Below are 17,878 nucleotides of genomic sequence, written 5' to 3' on the forward strand. Positions count from 1 at the left end.
TCCTCGATCCGTCGAGATTGACGTGGGGAGGCCATCGGCGTCAGTAGCATGCTGACATGCCAGAAAGCGGTGGCCGCGGCGAAGGCCTGGCGGAGGGACAGGTGTTCGCCGGATACACCATCATCCGGCGGCTGGGCGCCGGCGGGATGGGCGAGGTATATCTGGCGCAGCACCCGCGGCTGCCCCGCCGCGACGCCCTGAAGATCCTGCCCCGGCATCTCACCGCCGACGACGAGTTCCGCCAACGCTTCAACCGCGAGGCCGACCTGGCCGCGAGCCTGTACAACGAGCACATCGTCGGCATCCACGATCGCGGCGAGTTCGACGGGCAGCTGTGGATCTCGATGGATTACGTGGAGGGCACCGACGCCGCGAAATTGCTGCGCACCAAATACCCGTCCGGGATGCCGAAAGCGGAGGTGGTCGAGATCGTTTCGGCCGTCGCCGACGCCCTGGACTACGCGCACGCGCGCGGGCTGCTGCACCGCGACGTCAAGCCGGCCAACATCCTGGTGACCGACCCCAGCCCCCGACGACGGATTCTGTTGGCCGACTTCGGCATTGCCCGCGAGCTGGGCGACATCAGCGGGCTGACCGCCACCAACATGCTGGTGGGCACCACCGCCTACTGCGCGCCCGAACAGCTCCAGGGGCTGGATCTGGACGGGCGGGCAGACCAATACGCGTTGGGTTGCACCGCTTTCGACCTGCTGGCCGCCTCCGCGCCGTTTCGCAATTCCAACCCCGCGGTGGTGATCACCCAGCACTTGTCCGCGCCGCCGCCGCGCATCAGCGAGCGCCGGCCCGAGCTGGCCGAGCTGGACGGCCCCATCGCCAAGGCCATGGCCAAGAAGCCCGACGACCGCTACCCGACCTGCACCGATTTCGCGGCCGCGTTGGGCAGCCAGCTCGCCACCGTGGCCTCCGAGGTGCCGGCCGGCCCCACCCAGGTGATCCCGGCCCCGACGGAGGTCATCGCGAAGCCACCGTCCGGGTCGCCGAGCGCGCCCGCGGCGCGCACGGGTTCACGGGGGCCCGCGCTGGCGATCGCGGCGCTGGTCGCAGTCGCGGTGCTTCGCACTTCGGGGTCCGCGCGCTGGGCGGTCACGCTCGCCACCAGAAGGCCGGCGCCGGGTCGTCCCAGTCGGTTGCCTCGCCGCCGCCGAGCCCCGCGGCGGCGCCGCCGTCGACGTCGGGTTTGAAGCTGTCCGGCCAGATCACCGACAAGGCGGGGGTGCTCGGCCCGCTCGAATACGGCGCGGTGAACCGGGCGCTCACCAATCTCTACAACCTGCGGGGCACCCGGCTGTGGGTGGTGTACGTCAACAGCTTCGGCGGCGTGAAGCCGTTCCGGTGGGCCCAGGACACGATGGTCGCCAACAATTTCACCGACAGCGACGCGATCCTGGCCGTCGCGACCGACGGGCCGTCCTACTCGTTCCGGGTGCCCAACGCGGTGCTGACAGGAAAAGCCATCGACCTGGAGATGATTCGCCGCGACCGCATCTCGCCGGCCGTGTCCCGTCACGAGTGGGCCCGCGCGGCGATCGCCGCCGCGCAGGGATTGGACGTCGCGCCCGGCTGATCCGCCTGCACCGGCCCGAGCATGGTTGTTATGCAGGGATTTTCGGGGTTGCCGCTATCACTCGCGGTCGGGGCGGGCCAAGGCAGTAGGCTAGCCTTCCGGCGCCAGCAGCACGTCGGCATCGAAGCAGCTGTGGTCGCCGGTGTGGCAAGCGGCGCCGACCTGGTCGACCGTCAGCAGCACCGTGTCGCCGTCGCAGTCCAGCCGCACCGAGTGCACGTGCTGGGTGTGCCCGGACGTCGCTCCCTTGATCCATTGCCGGCCGCGCGATCGCGAAAAATACGTCGCCTCACGGGTTTCCAGCGTGCGGGCCAACGCCTCGTCGTCCATCCAGGCGACCATCAGCACGTCGCCGGTGCCGCGCTCCTGCACGACGGCGGCGAACAAGCCGTCCGCGTTGCGCTTGAGCCGCGCGGCGATCTTCGGGTCGAGCGTCATCGCACCGTGATCCCCGCCGCGGCCATGGCCGCCTTCACCTGCCCGATCGTCAGCTCGCGGAAGTGAAACACGCTGGCCGCCAGCACCGCATCGGCGCCGGCGTCCACGGCGGGCGCGAAGTGTCCGGCCGCCCCGGCGCCCCCGCTGGCGATCACGGGCACGGTGACCGCGGCGCGCACCGCCCGCAGCATCGCCAGGTCGAACCCGGCCTTGGTGCCATCGGCGTCCATCGAGTTCAGCAGGATCTCCCCCACCCCCAGTTCGGCGCCTCGGGCCGCCCACTCGACCGCGTCGATCCCGGTGCCGCGACGACCGCCGTGTGTCGTGACCTCCCAGCCCGACGGCGTCGGCGCCGAGCCGGTTGGCACCGTGCGGGCGTCCACGGACAACACGATGCACTGCGAACCGAACTGCCGGGCCATCTCGGCCAGCAGGTCGGGCCGCGCGATCGCCGCGGTGTTGACCGACACCTTGTCGGCGCCCGCGCGTAGCAGGACGTCGACGTCGGACACCGTGCGCACGCCGCCGCCCACGGTCAGCGGAATGAAGACCTGCTCGGCCGTGCGGCGCACCACGTCCAGCATGGTGGCGCGTCCGGACGACGAGGCCGTCACATCCAGGAAGGTGAGCTCGTCGGCGCCCTCGGCGTCGTAGGCCGCGGCAAGTTCCACCGGGTCGCCCGCGTCCCTGAGGTTTTCGAAGTTGACGCCCTTGACGACCCGGCCGGCGTCGACGTCCAGGCAGGGGATCACCCGCACCGCCAGCGCCATGCTCAGTAGTCCTCCGGGCTGCCGGTGCTGCGCAGGATCTCCAGGATCTCCTCGTGCGCGCCGGGCGCCGCGGCGAGCGCGGATTCGGAATCGGCGGTCCAGGGTTCACCCGCCAGGTTGGTGACGACGCCCCCCGCCGCGCGCACCAACGCCACGCCGGCGGCGTGGTCCCACACGTGGCCACCGAAACTTATTGAGGCGGCGAGGATTCCGTCGGCGACGTAGGCGAGGTCGATGCCGGTGGAACCGTGCATCCTCAGCCGCGACGACACCCGGCTGAGGTTTTCCAGCAGCGCCACCCGATAACGCCCGGGATAGCGGCCCCGCGCGTCCGCGCTGAAGGACCCGGCTCCGATCAGGGCGTCGGCGAGGTCGACGGGACCCAGCGGCGGCTGAGGCTCACCGTTTTTGATCAGCGGCCCCCCGGCGACGGCGGTGTAGCGCTCGCCGGTGAACGGCAGCCACGTCAGGCCGGCCACCGGGTCACCGCGGTGCAGCAGCCCGAGCAGGATCCCGGCCATCGGCGATCCGGCCGCATAGTTGAACGTGCCGTCGACGGGGTCGAGCACCCACACCCACTCCGCGTCGACGTCCTCACCGCCGTATTCCTCGCCGTGCACCCCGATTCCGGTGGCCTCGGTCAGCGCGGCGACGACCTGGCGCTCGATCGCGAGGTCGACTTCGGTGGCGAAGTCGTTGCCCTTCTTCTGCACCGCCGAGCCCGCGCGGTGGCCGGCGAGGAACGGGTCGGCTGCGTCGTCCAGGATCGTCGACGCCGTGCCGACCAACGCTTCGATGTCCAAGGCCGCTACTCCTGGACTTCACGGACAGCGGCCAGGGCCTGCGGCAGGGTGAACCGGCCGGCGTAGAGGGCCTTGCCGACGATAGCGCCCTCGACGCCGCGCCCGGTCAGCGTCGCTAGGGCGCGCAGGTCGTCCAGGCTGGACACCCCGCCGGAGGCGATCACCGGAGCCTCGGTGCGGTCGGCGACGGCGGCCAGCAGGTCCAGGTTGGGGCCGCCCAGCGTGCCGTCCTTGGTGACGTCGGTGACTACGAAGCGCGAACAGCCTTCGCCGTCAAGGCGTTCCAGCACCTCCCACAGATCGCCGCCGTCGGTTTCCCAGCCGCGGCCGCGCAACCGGTGCTCGCCCTGTGAGATCTGCACGTCCAACCCGACGGCGACCTTGTCGCCGTGCTCGGCGATGGCGCGCGCGCACCACTGCGGGTTCTCCAGGGCCGCCGTCCCGAGGTTGACGCGGGCGCAGCCGGTGGCGAGCGCCGCCGCCAGCGAGTCGTCGTCGCGGATCCCGCCGGAGAGTTCCACCTGCACGTCGAGCTTGCCGACCACCTCGGCGAGCAGTTCCCGGTTGGAGCCGCGACCGAACGCGGCGTCCAGGTCGACCAGATGGATCCATTCGGCCCCGTCGCGCTGCCAGCCCAGGGCGGCGTCCAGCGCCGACCCGTACTCGGTCTCACTGCCGGCCCTGCCCTGCACCAGGCGCACGGCGCGGCCCTCGACCACGTCGACCGCGGGCAGCAGAATCAACCGCATCGTCACAGTCCCCCAACCCAATTGCTCAGCACGGAAGCACCGGCATCCCCGCTCTTCTCCGGGTGGAACTGGGTGGCCGAGAGCGGACCGTCCTCGACCGCGGCCAGAAAACGCGCGTGGTGGGTGGCCCAGGTGAGCACCGCCTGCGGGGAGCCCTCCCAGCGCTGCGCGGCATAGGAATGCACGAAATAGAACCGGGTGTCCGCGTCGAGCCCGTCGAACAGGGCGCTGCCGGGGCCGGCCTCGACCACGTTCCAACCCATGTGCGGGATCACCGGGGCGTCCAGGCGCGTGACCGCTCCCGGCCACTGCCCGCAGCCCGTCGTCTCCACCCCGAACTCGACACCGCGGGCGAACAGGATCTGCATGCCGACGCACACCCCGAGCACCGGGCGCCCGGCGGCGACCCGTTCGGCGATGATCTTCTCCCCGGAGATCTTGCGCAGCCCGGTCATGCAGGCCTCGAACGCGCCGACGCCGGGCACTACCAACCCGTCGGCGTTTGCGGCGGCCTCGGCGTCGGCGGTCACCTCGACCGCGGCGCCCACGCGTTGCAGGGCGCGCTGGGCCGACCGCAGATTGCCCGAGCCGTAGTCCAGGACCACAACCGATCGTTTTGTCACAGAACACCTTTGGTGGACGGCACCCCGGAGACCCGCGGGTCGGGCTCGACGGCCTGACGCAACGCGCGGGCCACGGCCTTGTATTCCGCCTCGGTGATGTGGTGCGGGTCGCGCCCGTACAGCACGCGAACGTGCAGCGCGATGCGCGCGTTGGCGGCCAGCGTCTCGAACACGTGCCGGTTGACCACCGTGTGATACGGCACCGAGCTGCCCGAGATGGTGGTGTGCTGCAGGTGGTCCGGCTCGCCGGTGTGCACGCAATAGGCGCGGCCGGACACGTCGACGGCGGCGTGGGCCAGCGCCTCGTCCATCGGGATGAACGCGTCGCCGAACCGGCGGATGCCCTTCTTGTCGCCGAGGGCCTGGCCGAGGGCCTGGCCGAGCGCGATCGCGGTGTCCTCGATGGTGTGGTGGGCCTCGATGTCCACGTCGCCCTTCGTGCGCACGGTGAGGTCGAAGCTGGCGTGGCTGCCCAGCGCCGTGAGCATGTGGTCGTAGAACGGCACCCCGGTGTCGACGTCGACCCGGCCGGTGCCGTCGAGGTCGAGGTCGACGACGATGTCGGATTCCTTGGTGCGGCGCTCGATGCGCGCGCGGCGGGTCGCTGTGGCTGTCACGGTGCTCCTACCGGGGTCAGTTCGGTGGCGGCGATCTGCGCGCTGGCCCGCAGGAACGCGTCGTTCTCCTCGGCCAGTCCCGTCGTGGCGCGCAGGTAGCCGGGGATGCCGACGTCGCGGATCAACACCCCGGCGTCCAGGTAGCGCTGCCAGGTGGCGGGCGCGTCGGCGAACTCCCCGAACAGCACGAAGTTGGCGTCACTCGGGATGACCCGAAAACCCATGCCGCTCAATGCCTTTGTGACACGCTCGCGCTCGGCGATCAGCGCCGCGACGCTGCCCAGGGTGTCGTCGGCGTGCCGCAGCGCCGCCCGGGCCGCGGCCTGGGTGACCGACGACAGGTGATAGGGCAGCCGCACCAGCAGCATCGCGTCGATCACCGCCGGCGTGGCGATGAGGTAGCCGAGCCGGCCGCCGGCGAACGCGAAGGCCTTGCTCATGGTGCGGGTGACGATCAGCTTGGTCGGATACTGCTCGACCAGGCCCACCGCGCTGGGCTGCGAAGAGAACTCGCCGTACGCCTCGTCGACGATCACGATCCCGGGAGCCGCGTCGAGCAGCCGCCGCAGGTCCGGCAGCGAAACGCTTTGCCCCGACGGGTTGTTGGGGCTGGCCAGGAACACCACGTCGGGCTTGCGGTCGGTGATCGCGGCGACGGCCACCGCGACGTCCAGGCTGAAGTCGTCGGCGCGCGGGGCGTGCAGCCATTCGGTGCGGGTGGCGTCGCAGATCAGCGGGTGCATGGAGTAGGACGGGACGAAACCGAGGGCGCTGCGCCCCGGCCCGCCGAACGCCTGCAGCAACTGCTGCAGGATCTCGTTGGAACCGTTGGCGGCCCAGAGGTTCTCGACGCCCAGCGGCGTGCCGGTCTGCCCGGTCAGGTACGCGGCCAGGTCGCGGCGCAGGTCCACCGCGTCGCGGTCGGGGTAGCGGTGCAGGTCGACGGCGGCCTCGCCCACCGACCGCACGACGTCATCGACCAGCGCCCCGCTCGGCGGGTGCGGGGTCTCGTTGGTGTTCAGCCGCACCGGAACCGCCAGTTGCGGTGCGCCGTAGGGGGTTTTACCGCGCAGATCGTCGCGCAGCGGCAGGTCGTCGAGGGTGGGTGGCTGCCGCGTCATCGCTCGAACCTCCGCCGGATGGCCTCGCCGTGCGACGGCAGGTCTTCGGCCTTGGCGAGCGTGACGACGTGCCCGGAGACGTCCTTGAGGGCCGCCTCGGTGTAGTCGACCACGTGGATGCCCCGCAGGAACGTCTGCACCGACAGGCCGCTGGAGTGGCGCGCGCTGCCGCCGGTCGGCAACACGTGGTTGGATCCCGCGCAATAGTCGCCGAGGCTCACCGGGGCGTACGGGCCGACGAAAATAGCTCCCGCCGAACGGATTTGGGCGGCCACCTGCGCAGCGTCGACGGTCTGGATCTCCAGGTGCTCGGCGGCGTAGGCGTTGACCACCGTGATGCCGGCGGCGAGGTCGTCGACCAGGATGATCGCCGACTGGCTCCCGCCCAGGGCCGCCGTCACCCGGTCGCGGTGCACGGTCGTCCGCAGCTGGGCGGCCACCTCCGCGTCGGTGGCGGCGGCCAGCTCCGCGCTGGGGGTGACCAGCACGCTGCCCGCCATCTCGTCGTGTTCGGCCTGGCTGATCAGGTCGGCGGCGACGTGCGCGGGGTCGGCGGTGTGGTCGGCCAGGATGGCGATCTCGGTGGGGCCGGCTTCGGCGTCGATGCCCACCTGCGAGCGGCACAGCCGCTTGGCGGCGGTGACGTAGATGTTGCCCGGGCCGGTGATCATGTCGACGGGTGCGAGCTCCGCCCCGTCACTGTCGGTGCCGCCGTAGGCCAGCAGGGCCACGGCCTGCGCGCCGCCGACGGCCCACACCTCGTCGACGCCGAGCAGCCGGGCGGCGGCGAGGATCGTCGGGTGCGGCAGCCCGTCAAAACGGGCCTGCGGGGGGCTGGCGACCACCAGCGAACCGACGCCGGCGGCCTGCGCCGGCACCACGTTCATCACCACGCTCGACGGGTAGACCGCGTTGCCGCCGGGCACGTACAGGCCCACCCGCTCGACCGGAACCCACCGTTCGGTGACCGTTGCGCCGGGGCCCAGCGTGGTGGTGACGTCGGCGCGCCGCTGGTCGGCGTGCACCGCGCGGGTGCGGTCGATCATCACCCGCAGGGCGTCGCGGACGTCAGGGTCCAGGCCGTCGAGCGCGGCGGCCACCGCCGCCGCCGGAACCCGGACCGCCGCCGGGCGCACGCCGTCGAAGGACGCCCCGTACTCCAGGGCCGCCTCCGCGCCGCGCTCGGCGACGTCGGCCACGATCGGACGCACCGTGGGCAGCACGGACTCCACGTCGGCGCCCCCGCGCGGCAGCGCGGCCCGCAGTCGCGCGGCCGTCAGCTGCGCGCCCCGCAGGTCGATGCGGGCCATCGGCGAGGTTTGGGTGGTGCTCACGGTCCCCATTGTCCCAGAGCAGCTCAACTGGTTATCCGACCGGTACAGTGCCGATGAGGAGGAGCCGTCATGTCTGCAAAGGATCACCCCAACAACGCGCCGGGCGTCCCCATGCTGTTCCCGGTGTGGTTCGAGCGCTTCCAGATCAAATACCTCAACCGGGCGATCAAGCCGTTCGCGAGGTTCATGCCCGGAACCGCGACGATCAAGCACCGCGGTCGCACGTCCGGCACGCCCTACGAGACGATCATCACCCCGTACCGCAAGGGGAACACGCTGGCGATCGCGCTGGCCCACGGCAAGACGAACTGGGTGAAGAACGTGCTGGCCGCCGGGGAGGCCGACGTGCAGTTCGGCCGCGACCGCGTGGTGCACCTGACCAATACGCGGATCCTGCCGGCGGGCTACGACGGTCCCGACGTGGAAAGTCTTCCGCGGATGGCGCGCATGCAGCTGCGCCGCGTGGGGATTTTCGTCGGCGACGTCGCCTGAGGGGGCGCTGGTTGCGTCGAGACTGCAGCCAGGGCGGCGCGCGTCGGCGTGTCGTGTGCGTGGTGTCAGTGTCGCGGCGAAACGGTGGGGCCCGTGCGGGCGGCTACACGTCCAGGCCGATGTCGAGTACCCGCACCGAGTGCGTCAGCGCACCGACGGCCAGGTAGTCGACACCCGTCGCGGCGTAGGTCGCCGCGTTCTCCAGGCTGAGGCCGCCGGAGGATTCCAGCAGCACCGCCGGGGCCCGGGCGTCGCGTCGCTGCACGGCCATCTGGGTCTGCCACACCGGGAAGTTGTCCAGCAGGACCAGTTCCGGCTTCTCCGGCAGCACCTCGTCGAGTTGCTCGAGCGAATCGACTTCCACCTCGCAGGGCAGGTCGGGGGCGGCGTCGCGCACCGCGCGCAGGGCCGCCACCACCGATCCGGCGGCCGCGACGTGGTTGTCCTTGATGAGGGCCGCATCGCCCAGCCCGAGCCGGTGGTTGACACCGCCGCCCACCCGGACCGCGTACTTCTGCAGCGCGCGCAGGCCGGGCAGCGTCTTGCGGGTGTCGCGGACCTGGGCCTTGGTGCCCTGCACCGCCTCGACCCAGGCGGCGGTCGCGGTGGCGATTCCCGACAGGTGGCAGATCAGGTTCAGCATGGTCCGCTCGGCGGTCAAGAGGCCGCGGGTCTGCGCGCGCAGCGTCAGCACCGGCTGGCCGGGCCGCGCGCGGGCGCCGTCGTCGACGCGGTGGATGACCTGGTAGCCGGCCGCGCCGAGCACCTCGTCGAGCACCAGCAAGGCGATGTCCACCCCGGCGATCACCCCGGGCTCGCGCGGGACCATCGACGCCGTGGCCTGCGCGCCGGCCGGCACCGTCGCCAGCGTGGTGACGTCGGGGCCGTAGCAGAGGTCCTCGTTCAGGCCGCGGCGAATGGTTTCCACGGCGGCGGCGCGTTCGCTCTCCGAGAGCATGGTCAGCCAACCACCGCCAGCGCCTCCACCAGCACCGAGGCCTGATCCTCGGCCAGCCGCAACACGCTGCTGCGCGCCTGTTCGGGCGCGGCGTCGGCGAACTCCGCCCGGTGGTGGCAGCCCCGGCTCTCGGTGCGCGCGAGGGCGGCCGCCGCCACCGCGCGGGCCGTCAGGGCGAGCGCGATGTCCTCGAAATCGCCGCGGCTGGCGATGGTCCGTTCCCGCGCGCCAGAAAGCTTCTCGGACAGGCGGTTCAGCCCGGCGGCGTCGCGCACCACCGACGCGTCCCGGCTCATCGCCTTCTGCAGAGCGCGACGCCCGGGCGCGGTGTGCACGATCGGGTCGGGCGCCGACGCGCGGACGCGCCCGGCCGACGCGGCGTGCGCGGCCGCCGCCTTTCCGGCGCGGCCCCCGACCACCAGGCCCTCCAGCAGGCTGTTGGACGCCAGCCGGTTGGCCCCGTGCATGCCCGTGCGGGCCACCTCACCGGCGGCGAACAGGCCCGGCAACTCGGTCTGGCCGTACACGTCGGTGACGACGCCGCCGCAGCTGTAGTGCGCGCCGGGAACCACCGGGATGGGTTGGCGCACGGGGTCGATGCCGGCGGCGCGGCAGGAGGCGGTGACGGTCGGGAACCGGGCGGCGAAGTTGTCGATGCCGCGCGCGTCGAGGAACACGCATGGGTCGCCGGTGGCCCTCAGCCGCTCGTCGATGGCCGCGGCGACCACGTCGCGGGGCGCCAGATCGCCCATCGGGTGGACGCCCGCCGTCACCGAATTCCCTTGGCTGTCAAGCAGTATCGCCCCCTCGCCGCGGATCGCCTCGGTGACCAGCGGCCGTCGGGCGCCGCCGCTGCCGGCGGCGTGGAGCATGGTCGGATGGAACTGGATGAATTCGAGGTCGCTGACGGGCACGCCGGCCCACAGGGCCAGGGCGATGCCGTCACCGGTGGCGCCCTCGGGATTGGTGGTCGCCCCGTAGAGCTGCCCCAGGCCGCCGCTTGCCAGGATCACCGAGGGCGCGCTGATGATCCCGAACCCGTCGGCGTTGCCCACCGAAACCCCGGTCACCGCCGTGCCGTCGTGCAGCACCCGCAGGGCGACGTGGCCGCCGCGGATGTCCAGCATGGCCGCGGCCTGGTCCAGCGCCCGCTGGACCTCGGCGCCGGTCGCGTCTCCGCCGGCGTGCACGATGCGCCGCCGGGAATGACCGCCCTCGCGCGTCACGGCCCATTGGCCGGGGAGCGACTCGTCGAAACGCGCTCCGTCACCGACCAGCTCGGATACCGCGCGGTAGCCGTCGGCGACGATCGAGCACACCGCGTCCGCGTCGCACAGTCCCGCCCCGGCGGCCAGGGTGTCGGCGACGTGCGCCTCCACCGAGTCGTCGTTGCCGGGCAGGACGACCGCGATGCCGCCCTGCGCGTAATGCGTGGCGGTGGACTTGCGTTGGCTACCCGCCTTGGACAGCACGATCACGCGGCGCCCGGCGCGGTGGGCGGCCAGCGCAGCAGCGCGGCCGGGGTGATCATCTTCATGAACCGGCACGACGCGCGGTCGTTGACCGCCTGGAAATCCACTTGCGGTGCGGCCCTGCGCAATTGGTAGAGCATGCCGACCTCCGTGGCGACCAGCACCTTGCGGGCGCGGGTTTCGTGAGCCGCCTCGAGCATGCCGCCCGTGGACAGGATCTTCACCCGGTCGGCCGGGAAGGCGCCTTCGCCGGCCAGGTACAAAGCCGAAGTGGCGCAACCGCATTCGGGATGAACGTACAGCTCGGCATCGGGGTTGGCGCGGGCCTGGCCGGCGAGCTCGTCGCCGTTGATGCCGGCGTGGACGTGGCATTCTCCCGCCCACACGTGAATGTTGGTGCGGCCGGTGACGCGGCGGACGTGGGCGCCCAGGAACTGGTCCGGGCAGAACAGTACCTCGCGGTCGGGGTCGATGGAGTTGACCACGTCGACGGCGTTGGACGAGGTGCAGCAGACGTCGGTGAGCGCCTTGACCGCGGCCGTGGTGTTGACGTAGGAGACGACCACGGCGTCGGGGTGTTCGTCCTTCCAGGCGCGCAGCTCGTCGGCGGTGATCGAGTCGGCCAGCGAGCAGCCGGCCCGCTGATCCGGGATGAGGACGGTCTTGTGCGGGCTGAGGATCTTGGCGGTCTCGGCCATGAAGTGCACGCCGCAGAACACGATGGTGTCCTCGGGCGCGTCGGCCGCGATCCGGGACAGGGCCAGCGAGTCGCCCACGTGGTCGGCGACGTCCTGGATGGCGGGCAGCTGGTAGTTGTGCGCGAGCACGGTGGCGTTGCGCAGCCTGGCCAGCCGGCGGACCTCGGCGGCCCACTGCGCGTCGCCGTCCACACCGGCGTAGCCGGTTGCAGAATCGGTGATGCGGGCAGTCATGTCTTCAGAGAGCGTGTCCATGCGGATCGAGACCGTCATGGCGGCTCCTTTCGCAGCCCGGAGGTTTTCGACTTATGATCGAAAACATGCCACATCGTAGCACCGAACACGAGGTGCTCGCGGTCGTGTTCCAGGTTCGCGGCGTTACCGCCGGCCCCCGCGCAGGAAAACCGCAGCTGAACGTCCTGTTATGGCAGCGTGCCCAGGATCCGCAGCGGGGCGCCTGGTCGCTGCCCGGCGGGCGGTTGCGCAACGACGAGGACATGACCACCTCCGTCCGGCGGCAACTGGCCGAGAAGGTCGACCTGAAGCAACTGGCCCACCTCGAGCAGCTCGCGGTCTTCTCCGAGCCCCATCGGGTTCCCGGCGGCCGGGTGATCGCCTCGACCTTCCTGGGGCTGGTGCCCTCCCCCGCCACGCCCGAGCTCCCGCCGGACACCCGCTGGCATCCGGTCAACGCGCTGCCGCCGATGGCCTTCGACCACGCCCCCATGGTGACCCACGCCCGCGCCCGGCTGGTCGCCAAGCTGTCCTACACCAACATCGGGTTCGCCTTGGCGCCAAGGGATTTCGCGTTGTCGACGCTGCGCGACATCTACGGAGCCGCCCTGGGCTATCAGGTCGACGCCACCAACCTGCAACGGGTGCTGGTGCGCCGCGGCGTCATCTCGCACACCGGGACCTTCGCCCAGTCCGGTCGCAGCGGCGGCCGGCCGGCGGCGATTTATGAGTTCACCGACTCCCAACTGCGGGTCACCGACGAGTTTGCCGCGCTGCGGCCCCCGGGGCTTTGACCGCGCTGTGAATCCGGTCGCAGGCCACGCGCGTGACCTGGGAAATGTCACAACCTGGTGCGCAGTGCGGCGATTGCGTTTTGGCTACCGCCCGTTCATACGGGAGAATCCCGGGTGGCCATGAAGGGAGCCTCAATGGTTGAGCTCGGCAATCTGGCAGGCACGCGGGGGGCGCAGTGGATCGGTCAGCCCCCGCACGAGGGGCTGCAGCGCAAGGTGCGCCCGCTGCTTCCGTCGGACGACCCGTTTTACCAGCCCCCGCTCGGTTTTCAGCACGCCGAGCCGGGCACCGTGCTGCGGTCGCGCGACGTGGAGCTGGCGTTCCTGGGCGTGATCCCGCAGCCCGTCAAGGCCGTGCAGCTGCTCTACCGGACGATGGACATGAACGGCACGCCCGAGGCGACGGCGACCACGGTGATCGTCCCGCTCGAGGCGGCGCCCGAGCGCCCGTGCCCGCTGCTGTCCTACCAGTGCGCGATCGACGCCATGACGTCCCGCTGCTTCCCGTCGTACGCCCTGCGTCGCGGCGCCAAGGCCCTCGGATCGATCGGCCAGTTCGAGCTGTTCCTGATCCTGGCCGCGGTGGCCGAAGGATGGGCCGTCTCGGTGCCCGACCATGAGGGCGTCCGCGGCCTGTGGGGCGCGCCGTATGAGCCCGGCTACCGGGTGCTCGACGGCATCCGGGCCGCGCTGAGCTTCGAGCGCCTCGGATTGTCCACGGGGGCCCCGATCGGGCTGTGGGGGTACTCCGGCGGCGGCCTGGCCAGCGCGTGGGCGGCCGAGATGTGCGGCGCCTACGCGCCCGAACTCGACATCGTCGGGGCGGTGCTCGGCTCGCCGGTCGGCGACCTCGGCCACACCTTCCGCCGGCTCAACGGCAGCCTGCTGGCGGGGCTGCCCGCGCTGGTGGTGGCCGCGCTCGCCCACATCTACCCCGACCTCGACCGCGTCATCAAGGAACACGCCAACGAGGAGGGGCGCGCCCTGCTCGAATCGCTGGAACACATGACGACCGTGGAGGCCGTCGTGCGGATGGCGCGCAAGAACATGGGCGATTACCTCGACGAGCCGCTCGAGGACATCCTGTCGACGCCCGAGGTCAGCTTCGTGTTCGACAACATCAAGCTGGGCGCCGCGGTGCCCACCCCGCCGGTGCTGATCGTGCAGGCCGTGCACGACTACCTGATCTCCGTCGACGACATCGACGAGCTCGCCGACGCCTATTCCGCCGGCGGCGCCCGGGTCACCTACCACCGCGACGCGTTCAACGAGCACATGCTGCTGCATCCGCTGTCGGCCCCGATGACGCTGCGCTGGCTCACCGACCGGTTCGACCGCCGGCCGCTGACCGAGCACCTGATCAGGACCACCTGGCCGACGATGTTCAACCCGATGACCTACGTCGGCATGGCGCGGCTGGCGAAGATCGCGGCCAAGGTCATCACCGGCCGCACGGTTCACCGGCGACCGCTATGACACCGGCGCGGCGGGTTCCGTAGGCCCCACCGGTTCCGTGGGTCCCACCGGCCCCACCGGCGATGCCGGCCCGGCGGGCGGAAGGGCCCCGAGGTCGTCGTGCGCGTTCGCCGCCGCGAGCACCGCGTAGACCAGCGCCGCGACGCCGACCGGCCACAGCAGGGTCGCCGCCAACGGCAGCGGCTGATCGGAGAAGAACACCGGCGGCGCCTCCAGGACGTAGGCGACCGACGGCTTTCCCACCAGCGGCACCGCGTCGAAGTTCAGTGCGCCATAGCGCAGCCGCACCAGGACGGCGCCCACCGCCGACGCGGCGGCGGCCGCGGTCGCCATCCCCGCCGACAGCCCCACGACCATCGCCGGACCGCGATGCTCTCGCCACTCCCACACCAGGACCGCGCCGACCACCGCCAGCACCGTCAGCAGGCCCAGCATCAGGCAGGGCGCGTCGAAGAAGTGCTGGGATTCGTTGCCCAGGTAGTCGTGCACGCGCTCACCGGAGCGCGTGAGCGCCACGACCGCGTGAATCGGCGGGGCGATCCAGGCCCACAGCCCGCCGATCAGCACGCCGGCAAGCGAAATGCCCAGGGCGGCAAGGAAAATGGTATGCCGCCGCGAGGGCCGGGCGGTGCCTTGCTGCCGGTCCGTCATCGCCGCGGTTCCACGTCGGCGGAATCGAGGTGACCGTGGCGCGAGCAGTGCGCCCGCCAGCCGTCGGGGCGGACCTGCACCACCATCCGCCGGCCACACTGCGCGCAGAACCGGGGCGGCTCCAGGCCCAGCTGGGCCGCCGTGGGCACGGCGGTCTCCCCTAACTTCCCGGTGTACACGTTGTAGGCGCCCACGGCTCAGCCACCGGCCGCTACAGGCTGGCGTTCAGGGCCTTGATCGGCATCTGCAGATCGCCGAGCAGTTCCAGGTCGGCCTCGGCGGGGCGGCCCAGCGTGGTCAGGTAGTTGCCGACGATCACGGCGTTGATGCCGCCGAGGATGCCCTGCTTGGCCCCGAGGTCGCCCAGGGTGATCTCGCGGCCCCCGGCAAACCGCAGGATGGTGCGCGGCAACGCCAGCCGGAAGGCGGCCACCGCCTTGAGGGCCTCGGTCGCCGGCAGCACCTCGAGGTCGCCGAAGGGGGTGCCCGGCCGTGGGTTCAGGAAGTTCAACGGCACCTCGTCGGGCTCCAGCTCGGCCAGTTCCGCGGCGAACTCCGCGCGTTGCTCGAGCGTCTCCCCCATGCCGAGGATGCCGCCGCAGCACACCTCCATGCCGGCGTCGCGCACCATCGACAGCGTCTGCCAGCGCTCCTCCCACGTGTGGGTGGTGACGACATTGGCGAAGAACGAGCGGGCGGTTTCCAGGTTGTGGTTGTAGCGGTGCACGCCCATTTCCGCCAATCGTTCGACCTGCTCGGCGGTCAACATGCCCAGCGAGCAGGCGACGTTGATCTCCACCTCGTTGCGGATCGCCTCGATGCCCGCCGCCACCTGGGCCATCAGCCGCTCGTCGGGCCCGCGCACGGCGGCGACGATGCAGAACTCGGTGGCGCCGGACTTGGCGGTCTGTTTGGCGGCCTCGACCAGGCTCGGAATGTCCAGCCGCGCGCTGCGCACCGGGGAGGCGAACAGCCCCGACTGGGAGCAGAAGTGGCAGTCCTCCGGGCAGCCTCCGGTCTTCAGGCTGATGATGCCCTCGACCTCGACCTCGGGGCCGCACCAGCGCATCCGTACCTCGTGGGCCAGCGCCAGCAACGCGTCGAGCCGGTCGTCGGGCAGCCGCAGCACCCTCAGCACCTGGTCGCGGCTCAGCCCGTTGCCGCTCTCGAGCACCTGCTCGCGTGCCTCGGCCAGGATGTCCGTCTCGTCAACGCCGGTCGCCGGTCGCGTTGCCGCTTGCGTCACCAAGTACTCCCCTGCATCGTTGTCGGCGCGCAGCCGCACCTGCCACATTCGCATGGCAGCCTGAATGAAAACGGTTCAAAGTAGGGTAACCGCCGCTGAACACGGCAACCGGCGGGGTATGCCACCGCGACGATCGATCCGCGGACGCATCCCGGCGCCGGGCGCCTCTAGATGAGGTAGTCGACCTTCTTGTCGCCGTTCCACCGGCGCAGCGCGGCGAAGCTGCCCGCGATCTCCTGCGGGCGTCCCGCGATGCGCAGCGCGCGGCCCAGGGCCGGTCCCGTGACCCGGCGGGCCAGCGTGACGTGCGGCGTCCAGCGGCCGGGCAGGCTGTTGGGAGCCGGTTCCGGGTGCAGTTGCCCGCCGCTGAGCCGGTGCACCTCGGCGTGCAGGTCCAGCAGGTCCGCGGTCGGCACGATGAGGCGGGCCAGGATGGCGCTGCTTCGGCCCAGCAGCAGCGACGCGCCGACGGCGCAGGCCAACGGGAGGCGCTCGCGGACATCGCTGCCCGACGACCCGAGGGCCTCTACTTCGCCTCGGTCACCGCCGGCTTCCACCACTCCGGGGCGGGCCCGATGATGTCGATCATCCTTGTCCCCGAGGCCGCCGGCGATCCGCCCGGCCCTTCGTTATGCCGTCAGGGGGTGCCGGGAGTGCCGGTGGAGCCTGTGCCGGCGCCGCCCACGCAGTCTGGACGACCGAGCATCCGCTCACCCACCACCTGGCGGAGGACGACCCGCGACGACTTCAATACCTGCGCGACTATCAGCAGTCGGTCGGTAGCCAAGTGCTCGCGGCAATCAGGGCAGTGGCAGCTACCAGGAGCCCTGGAGAGGGTTCGTCCCCCGCCCAACACCCGGGGGCGACCCTCCAGCTTCTCCGCGAATCGCCGACCGCTGCCGCTCCGGGCGCGCCGCGCCGAATGCGGCCTTCCGCATAGACGCCTCCCGCCACCGCCGCCACGGGCGCGGGAAACCGCGCATTCGCTCACACTTTCCGGCGAGGCCGCGGTAGTTTCATCCTGCGCCGCTGGTGCGGCAGTCGGCGATCGGTGCGGCGGTGATAGGCCGGCGGGCAGTGCTTCCCGGCGTCGCGGTGTGCGTCGTGTCCCGCGGTGCCGGACTAACAAGGAGGATCGGTGAAAACCATTCCCAAGTTGTGGGTATTCGGTTTCGTTGAGTTTCTCGTATTCGGCTTGATGCTGTTTGTCCCGGCGGGCACCTTCAAATATTGGCAAGCGTGGGTTTTTCTGGTGGTTGTCGCTATTTCGGCGTGGACGCCGACGATTTATTTGCTGCGCACTAATCCGGTTGCGTTGGAGGCCCGGATGCGTGGGGGGCCGACGGCGGAGACCCGATTGGCGCAGAAGCTCGTTATCGGCGGCCTGTATTTGTCCCTGGCGGCAATGGTCGTGGTCAGCGCCCTTGATCATCGCTTCGGCTGGTCGCCGGTACCGGCGGCCATCTGCCTGGTGGGTGATGTCTTGGTGGCCGCGGGGTTGGGCGTGGTGGCGGTGGTCATCATTCACAACAGTTACGCCGCCGCCACCGTCCGGGTCGCGGAAGGTCAGCAGGTCGTCTCCACCGGTCTGTATGGGATGGTGCGGCATCCCATGTACACCGGCAACGTGATCATGATGATCGGCATCCCGCTCGCGCTCGGCTCCTACTGGGGGCTGGTCTTCGTCGCCCCGGGCGTCATCGTCCTCATTGCGCGCATCCGCGATGAGGAGAGGCTGCTCCAGAAGGAACTGGACGGATACCGCGAGTACACGCAGAAGGTGCGCTACCGCCTGGTCCCATCGATGTGGTAGCGGT

Annotated in this window: 19 protein-coding genes and 2 pseudogenes; 6 read left to right on the forward strand and 15 right to left on the reverse strand. The window is 71.1% G+C overall.

Annotated features, from left to right (window positions below):
- Nucleotides 1-56: 56 nt before the first annotated feature.
- Entirely contained in the window at nucleotides 57-1,202 is a 1,146-nt protein-coding gene (locus BN971_RS05730) for a serine/threonine-protein kinase (RefSeq protein ID WP_170322110.1), read from the forward strand.
- Nucleotides 1,199-1,585: a TPM domain-containing protein gene (locus tag BN971_RS24945; RefSeq protein ID WP_170322111.1), complete on the forward strand. Its 387-nt coding sequence runs from the start codon at nucleotides 1,199-1,201 to the stop codon at nucleotides 1,583-1,585. The genes BN971_RS05730 and BN971_RS24945 overlap by 4 nt, the downstream gene beginning before the upstream one ends.
- A gap of 90 nt (nucleotides 1,586-1,675) precedes the next feature.
- Here the strand turns inward: BN971_RS24945 and hisI are convergent, their stop codons facing one another.
- The 8 genes from hisI to hisD are packed head-to-tail and all read right to left on the reverse strand — an operon-like array spanning nucleotide 1,676 to nucleotide 8,049.
- Nucleotides 1,676-2,023: a phosphoribosyl-AMP cyclohydrolase gene (gene hisI, locus BN971_RS05735; protein WP_085178997.1), complete on the reverse strand. Its 348-nt coding sequence runs from the start codon at nucleotides 2,021-2,023 to the stop codon at nucleotides 1,676-1,678.
- Nucleotides 2,020-2,793, reverse strand: coding sequence for an imidazole glycerol phosphate synthase subunit HisF (hisF, locus tag BN971_RS05740; RefSeq protein ID WP_085178998.1), 774 nt, complete (start codon nucleotides 2,791-2,793; stop codon nucleotides 2,020-2,022). The genes hisI and hisF overlap by 4 nt, the downstream gene beginning before the upstream one ends.
- A 2-nt stretch (nucleotides 2,794-2,795) precedes the next feature.
- Nucleotides 2,796-3,596, reverse strand: a complete 801-nt coding sequence (locus tag BN971_RS05745) for an inositol monophosphatase family protein (RefSeq protein ID WP_085178999.1) — start codon at nucleotides 3,594-3,596, stop codon at nucleotides 2,796-2,798.
- A gap of 5 nt (nucleotides 3,597-3,601) precedes the next feature.
- Nucleotides 3,602-4,345 carry a bifunctional 1-(5-phosphoribosyl)-5-((5-phosphoribosylamino)methylideneamino)imidazole-4-carboxamide isomerase/phosphoribosylanthranilate isomerase PriA gene (gene priA / locus BN971_RS05750; protein WP_085179000.1) on the reverse strand — a complete coding sequence of 248 codons (744 nt, stop codon included), beginning with the start codon at nucleotides 4,343-4,345 and terminating at the stop codon, nucleotides 3,602-3,604.
- Nucleotides 4,346-4,347: 2 nt separating this feature from the next.
- Nucleotides 4,348-4,968, reverse strand: coding sequence for an imidazole glycerol phosphate synthase subunit HisH (gene hisH, locus BN971_RS05755; protein ID WP_085179001.1), 621 nt, complete (start codon nucleotides 4,966-4,968; stop codon nucleotides 4,348-4,350).
- Nucleotides 4,965-5,585 carry an imidazoleglycerol-phosphate dehydratase HisB gene (gene hisB / locus BN971_RS05760; protein ID WP_085179002.1) on the reverse strand — a complete coding sequence of 207 codons (621 nt, stop codon included), beginning with the start codon at nucleotides 5,583-5,585 and terminating at the stop codon, nucleotides 4,965-4,967. The genes hisH and hisB overlap by 4 nt, the downstream gene beginning before the upstream one ends.
- Entirely contained in the window at nucleotides 5,582-6,706 is a 1,125-nt protein-coding gene (locus tag BN971_RS05765; protein WP_090349858.1) for a histidinol-phosphate transaminase, read from the reverse strand. Before BN971_RS05765 ends, hisB begins: the two co-directional genes overlap by 4 nt.
- Nucleotides 6,703-8,049, reverse strand: a complete 1,347-nt coding sequence (gene hisD, locus BN971_RS05770) for a histidinol dehydrogenase (RefSeq protein ID WP_085179004.1) — start codon at nucleotides 8,047-8,049, stop codon at nucleotides 6,703-6,705. The genes BN971_RS05765 and hisD overlap by 4 nt, the downstream gene beginning before the upstream one ends.
- 60 nt (nucleotides 8,050-8,109) lie before the next feature.
- Between hisD and BN971_RS05775 the strand changes: the two genes are divergently transcribed.
- Complete coding sequence (locus tag BN971_RS05775; protein WP_085179005.1) at nucleotides 8,110-8,532, forward strand: nitroreductase family deazaflavin-dependent oxidoreductase; 423 nt, start codon at nucleotides 8,110-8,112, stop codon at nucleotides 8,530-8,532.
- Nucleotides 8,533-8,635: 103 nt separating this feature from the next.
- Here BN971_RS05775 and nadC read toward each other — a convergent pair whose 3' ends face one another.
- The 3 genes and pseudogenes from nadC to nadA form a co-directional block, all read right to left on the reverse strand.
- Nucleotides 8,636-9,490: a carboxylating nicotinate-nucleotide diphosphorylase gene (gene nadC / locus BN971_RS05780; RefSeq protein ID WP_169718533.1), complete on the reverse strand. Its 855-nt coding sequence runs from the start codon at nucleotides 9,488-9,490 to the stop codon at nucleotides 8,636-8,638.
- Between the two features lie 2 nt (nucleotides 9,491-9,492).
- The gene (locus tag BN971_RS05785) at nucleotides 9,493-11,037 is read right to left on the reverse strand and encodes an L-aspartate oxidase (RefSeq protein WP_090349859.1); all 1,545 of its coding nucleotides are present in this window, start codon (nucleotides 11,035-11,037) and stop codon (nucleotides 9,493-9,495) included.
- Nucleotides 10,995-11,933, reverse strand: a pseudogene (nadA, locus tag BN971_RS05790) (quinolinate synthase NadA); the annotation flags it as partial. The pseudogene nadA and the gene BN971_RS05785, both read right to left, overlap by 43 nt.
- 47 nt (nucleotides 11,934-11,980) lie before the next feature.
- Between nadA and BN971_RS05795 the strand changes: the two are divergent.
- Both BN971_RS05795 and BN971_RS05800 read left to right on the forward strand, forming a co-directional pair.
- On the forward strand, nucleotides 11,981-12,688 hold the full coding sequence (locus BN971_RS05795) for an NUDIX hydrolase (protein WP_085179022.1): 708 nt from the start codon (nucleotides 11,981-11,983) through the stop codon (nucleotides 12,686-12,688).
- A gap of 135 nt (nucleotides 12,689-12,823) precedes the next feature.
- Nucleotides 12,824-14,164, forward strand: coding sequence for a lipase family protein (locus BN971_RS05800; RefSeq protein ID WP_085179024.1), 1,341 nt, complete (start codon nucleotides 12,824-12,826; stop codon nucleotides 14,162-14,164).
- Here BN971_RS05800 and BN971_RS05805 read toward each other — a convergent pair.
- From BN971_RS05805 to BN971_RS05820, 4 genes and pseudogenes are all read right to left on the reverse strand, one after another.
- Nucleotides 14,159-14,815, reverse strand: coding sequence for a DUF2567 domain-containing protein (locus BN971_RS05805; RefSeq protein ID WP_085179009.1), 657 nt, complete (start codon nucleotides 14,813-14,815; stop codon nucleotides 14,159-14,161). The two genes, BN971_RS05800 and BN971_RS05805, sit on opposite strands and share 6 nt — an antisense overlap.
- The gene (bsaP, locus tag BN971_RS05810; protein ID WP_085179010.1) at nucleotides 14,812-15,009 is read right to left on the reverse strand and encodes a biotin synthase auxiliary protein BsaP; all 198 of its coding nucleotides are present in this window, start codon (nucleotides 15,007-15,009) and stop codon (nucleotides 14,812-14,814) included. The genes BN971_RS05805 and bsaP overlap by 4 nt, the downstream gene beginning before the upstream one ends.
- A 17-nt stretch (nucleotides 15,010-15,026) precedes the next feature.
- Nucleotides 15,027-16,061 (reverse strand): biotin synthase BioB, encoded by a 1,035-nt coding sequence (gene bioB, locus BN971_RS05815; protein WP_085179023.1) that lies wholly within the window; start codon nucleotides 16,059-16,061, stop codon nucleotides 15,027-15,029.
- Between the two features lie 167 nt (nucleotides 16,062-16,228).
- Nucleotides 16,229-16,552: pseudogene (locus tag BN971_RS05820) on the reverse strand (2'-5' RNA ligase family protein); the annotation flags it as partial.
- A 647-nt stretch (nucleotides 16,553-17,199) separates the two neighbouring features.
- Here BN971_RS05820 and BN971_RS05825 point away from each other — a divergent pair.
- Nucleotides 17,200-17,874, forward strand: coding sequence for a methyltransferase family protein (locus BN971_RS05825; protein ID WP_085180206.1), 675 nt, complete (start codon nucleotides 17,200-17,202; stop codon nucleotides 17,872-17,874).
- Nucleotides 17,875-17,878: the final 4 nt, after the last annotated feature.

The sequence above is a fragment of the Mycobacterium bohemicum DSM 44277 genome (assembly GCF_001053185.1).
GTDB lineage: Bacteria > Actinomycetota > Actinomycetes > Mycobacteriales > Mycobacteriaceae > Mycobacterium > Mycobacterium bohemicum.

Excerpts from the sequence above, each read along its gene's own strand:
- BN971_RS05730 (WP_170322110.1), top strand. The coding sequence starts at position 57 with ATGCCAGAAAGCGGTGGCCGCGGCGAAGGCCTGGCGGAGGGACAGGTG.
- hisI (WP_085178997.1), bottom strand. The coding sequence starts at position 2,023 with ATGACGCTCGACCCGAAGATCGCCGCGCGGCTCAAGCGCAACGCGGAC.
- hisF (WP_085178998.1), bottom strand. The coding sequence starts at position 2,793 with ATGGCGCTGGCGGTGCGGGTGATCCCCTGCCTGGACGTCGACGCCGGC.
- priA (WP_085179000.1), bottom strand. The coding sequence starts at position 4,345 with ATGCGGTTGATTCTGCTGCCCGCGGTCGACGTGGTCGAGGGCCGCGCC.
- BN971_RS05765 (WP_090349858.1), bottom strand. The coding sequence starts at position 6,706 with ATGACGCGGCAGCCACCCACCCTCGACGACCTGCCGCTGCGCGACGAT.
- hisD (WP_085179004.1), bottom strand. The coding sequence starts at position 8,049 with ATGGGGACCGTGAGCACCACCCAAACCTCGCCGATGGCCCGCATCGAC.
- BN971_RS05775 (WP_085179005.1), top strand. The coding sequence starts at position 8,110 with ATGTCTGCAAAGGATCACCCCAACAACGCGCCGGGCGTCCCCATGCTG.
- nadC (WP_169718533.1), bottom strand. The coding sequence starts at position 9,490 with ATGCTCTCGGAGAGCGAACGCGCCGCCGCCGTGGAAACCATTCGCCGC.
- BN971_RS05795 (WP_085179022.1), top strand. The coding sequence starts at position 11,981 with ATGCCACATCGTAGCACCGAACACGAGGTGCTCGCGGTCGTGTTCCAG.
- BN971_RS05800 (WP_085179024.1), top strand. The coding sequence starts at position 12,824 with ATGGTTGAGCTCGGCAATCTGGCAGGCACGCGGGGGGCGCAGTGGATC.
- BN971_RS05805 (WP_085179009.1), bottom strand. The coding sequence starts at position 14,815 with ATGACGGACCGGCAGCAAGGCACCGCCCGGCCCTCGCGGCGGCATACC.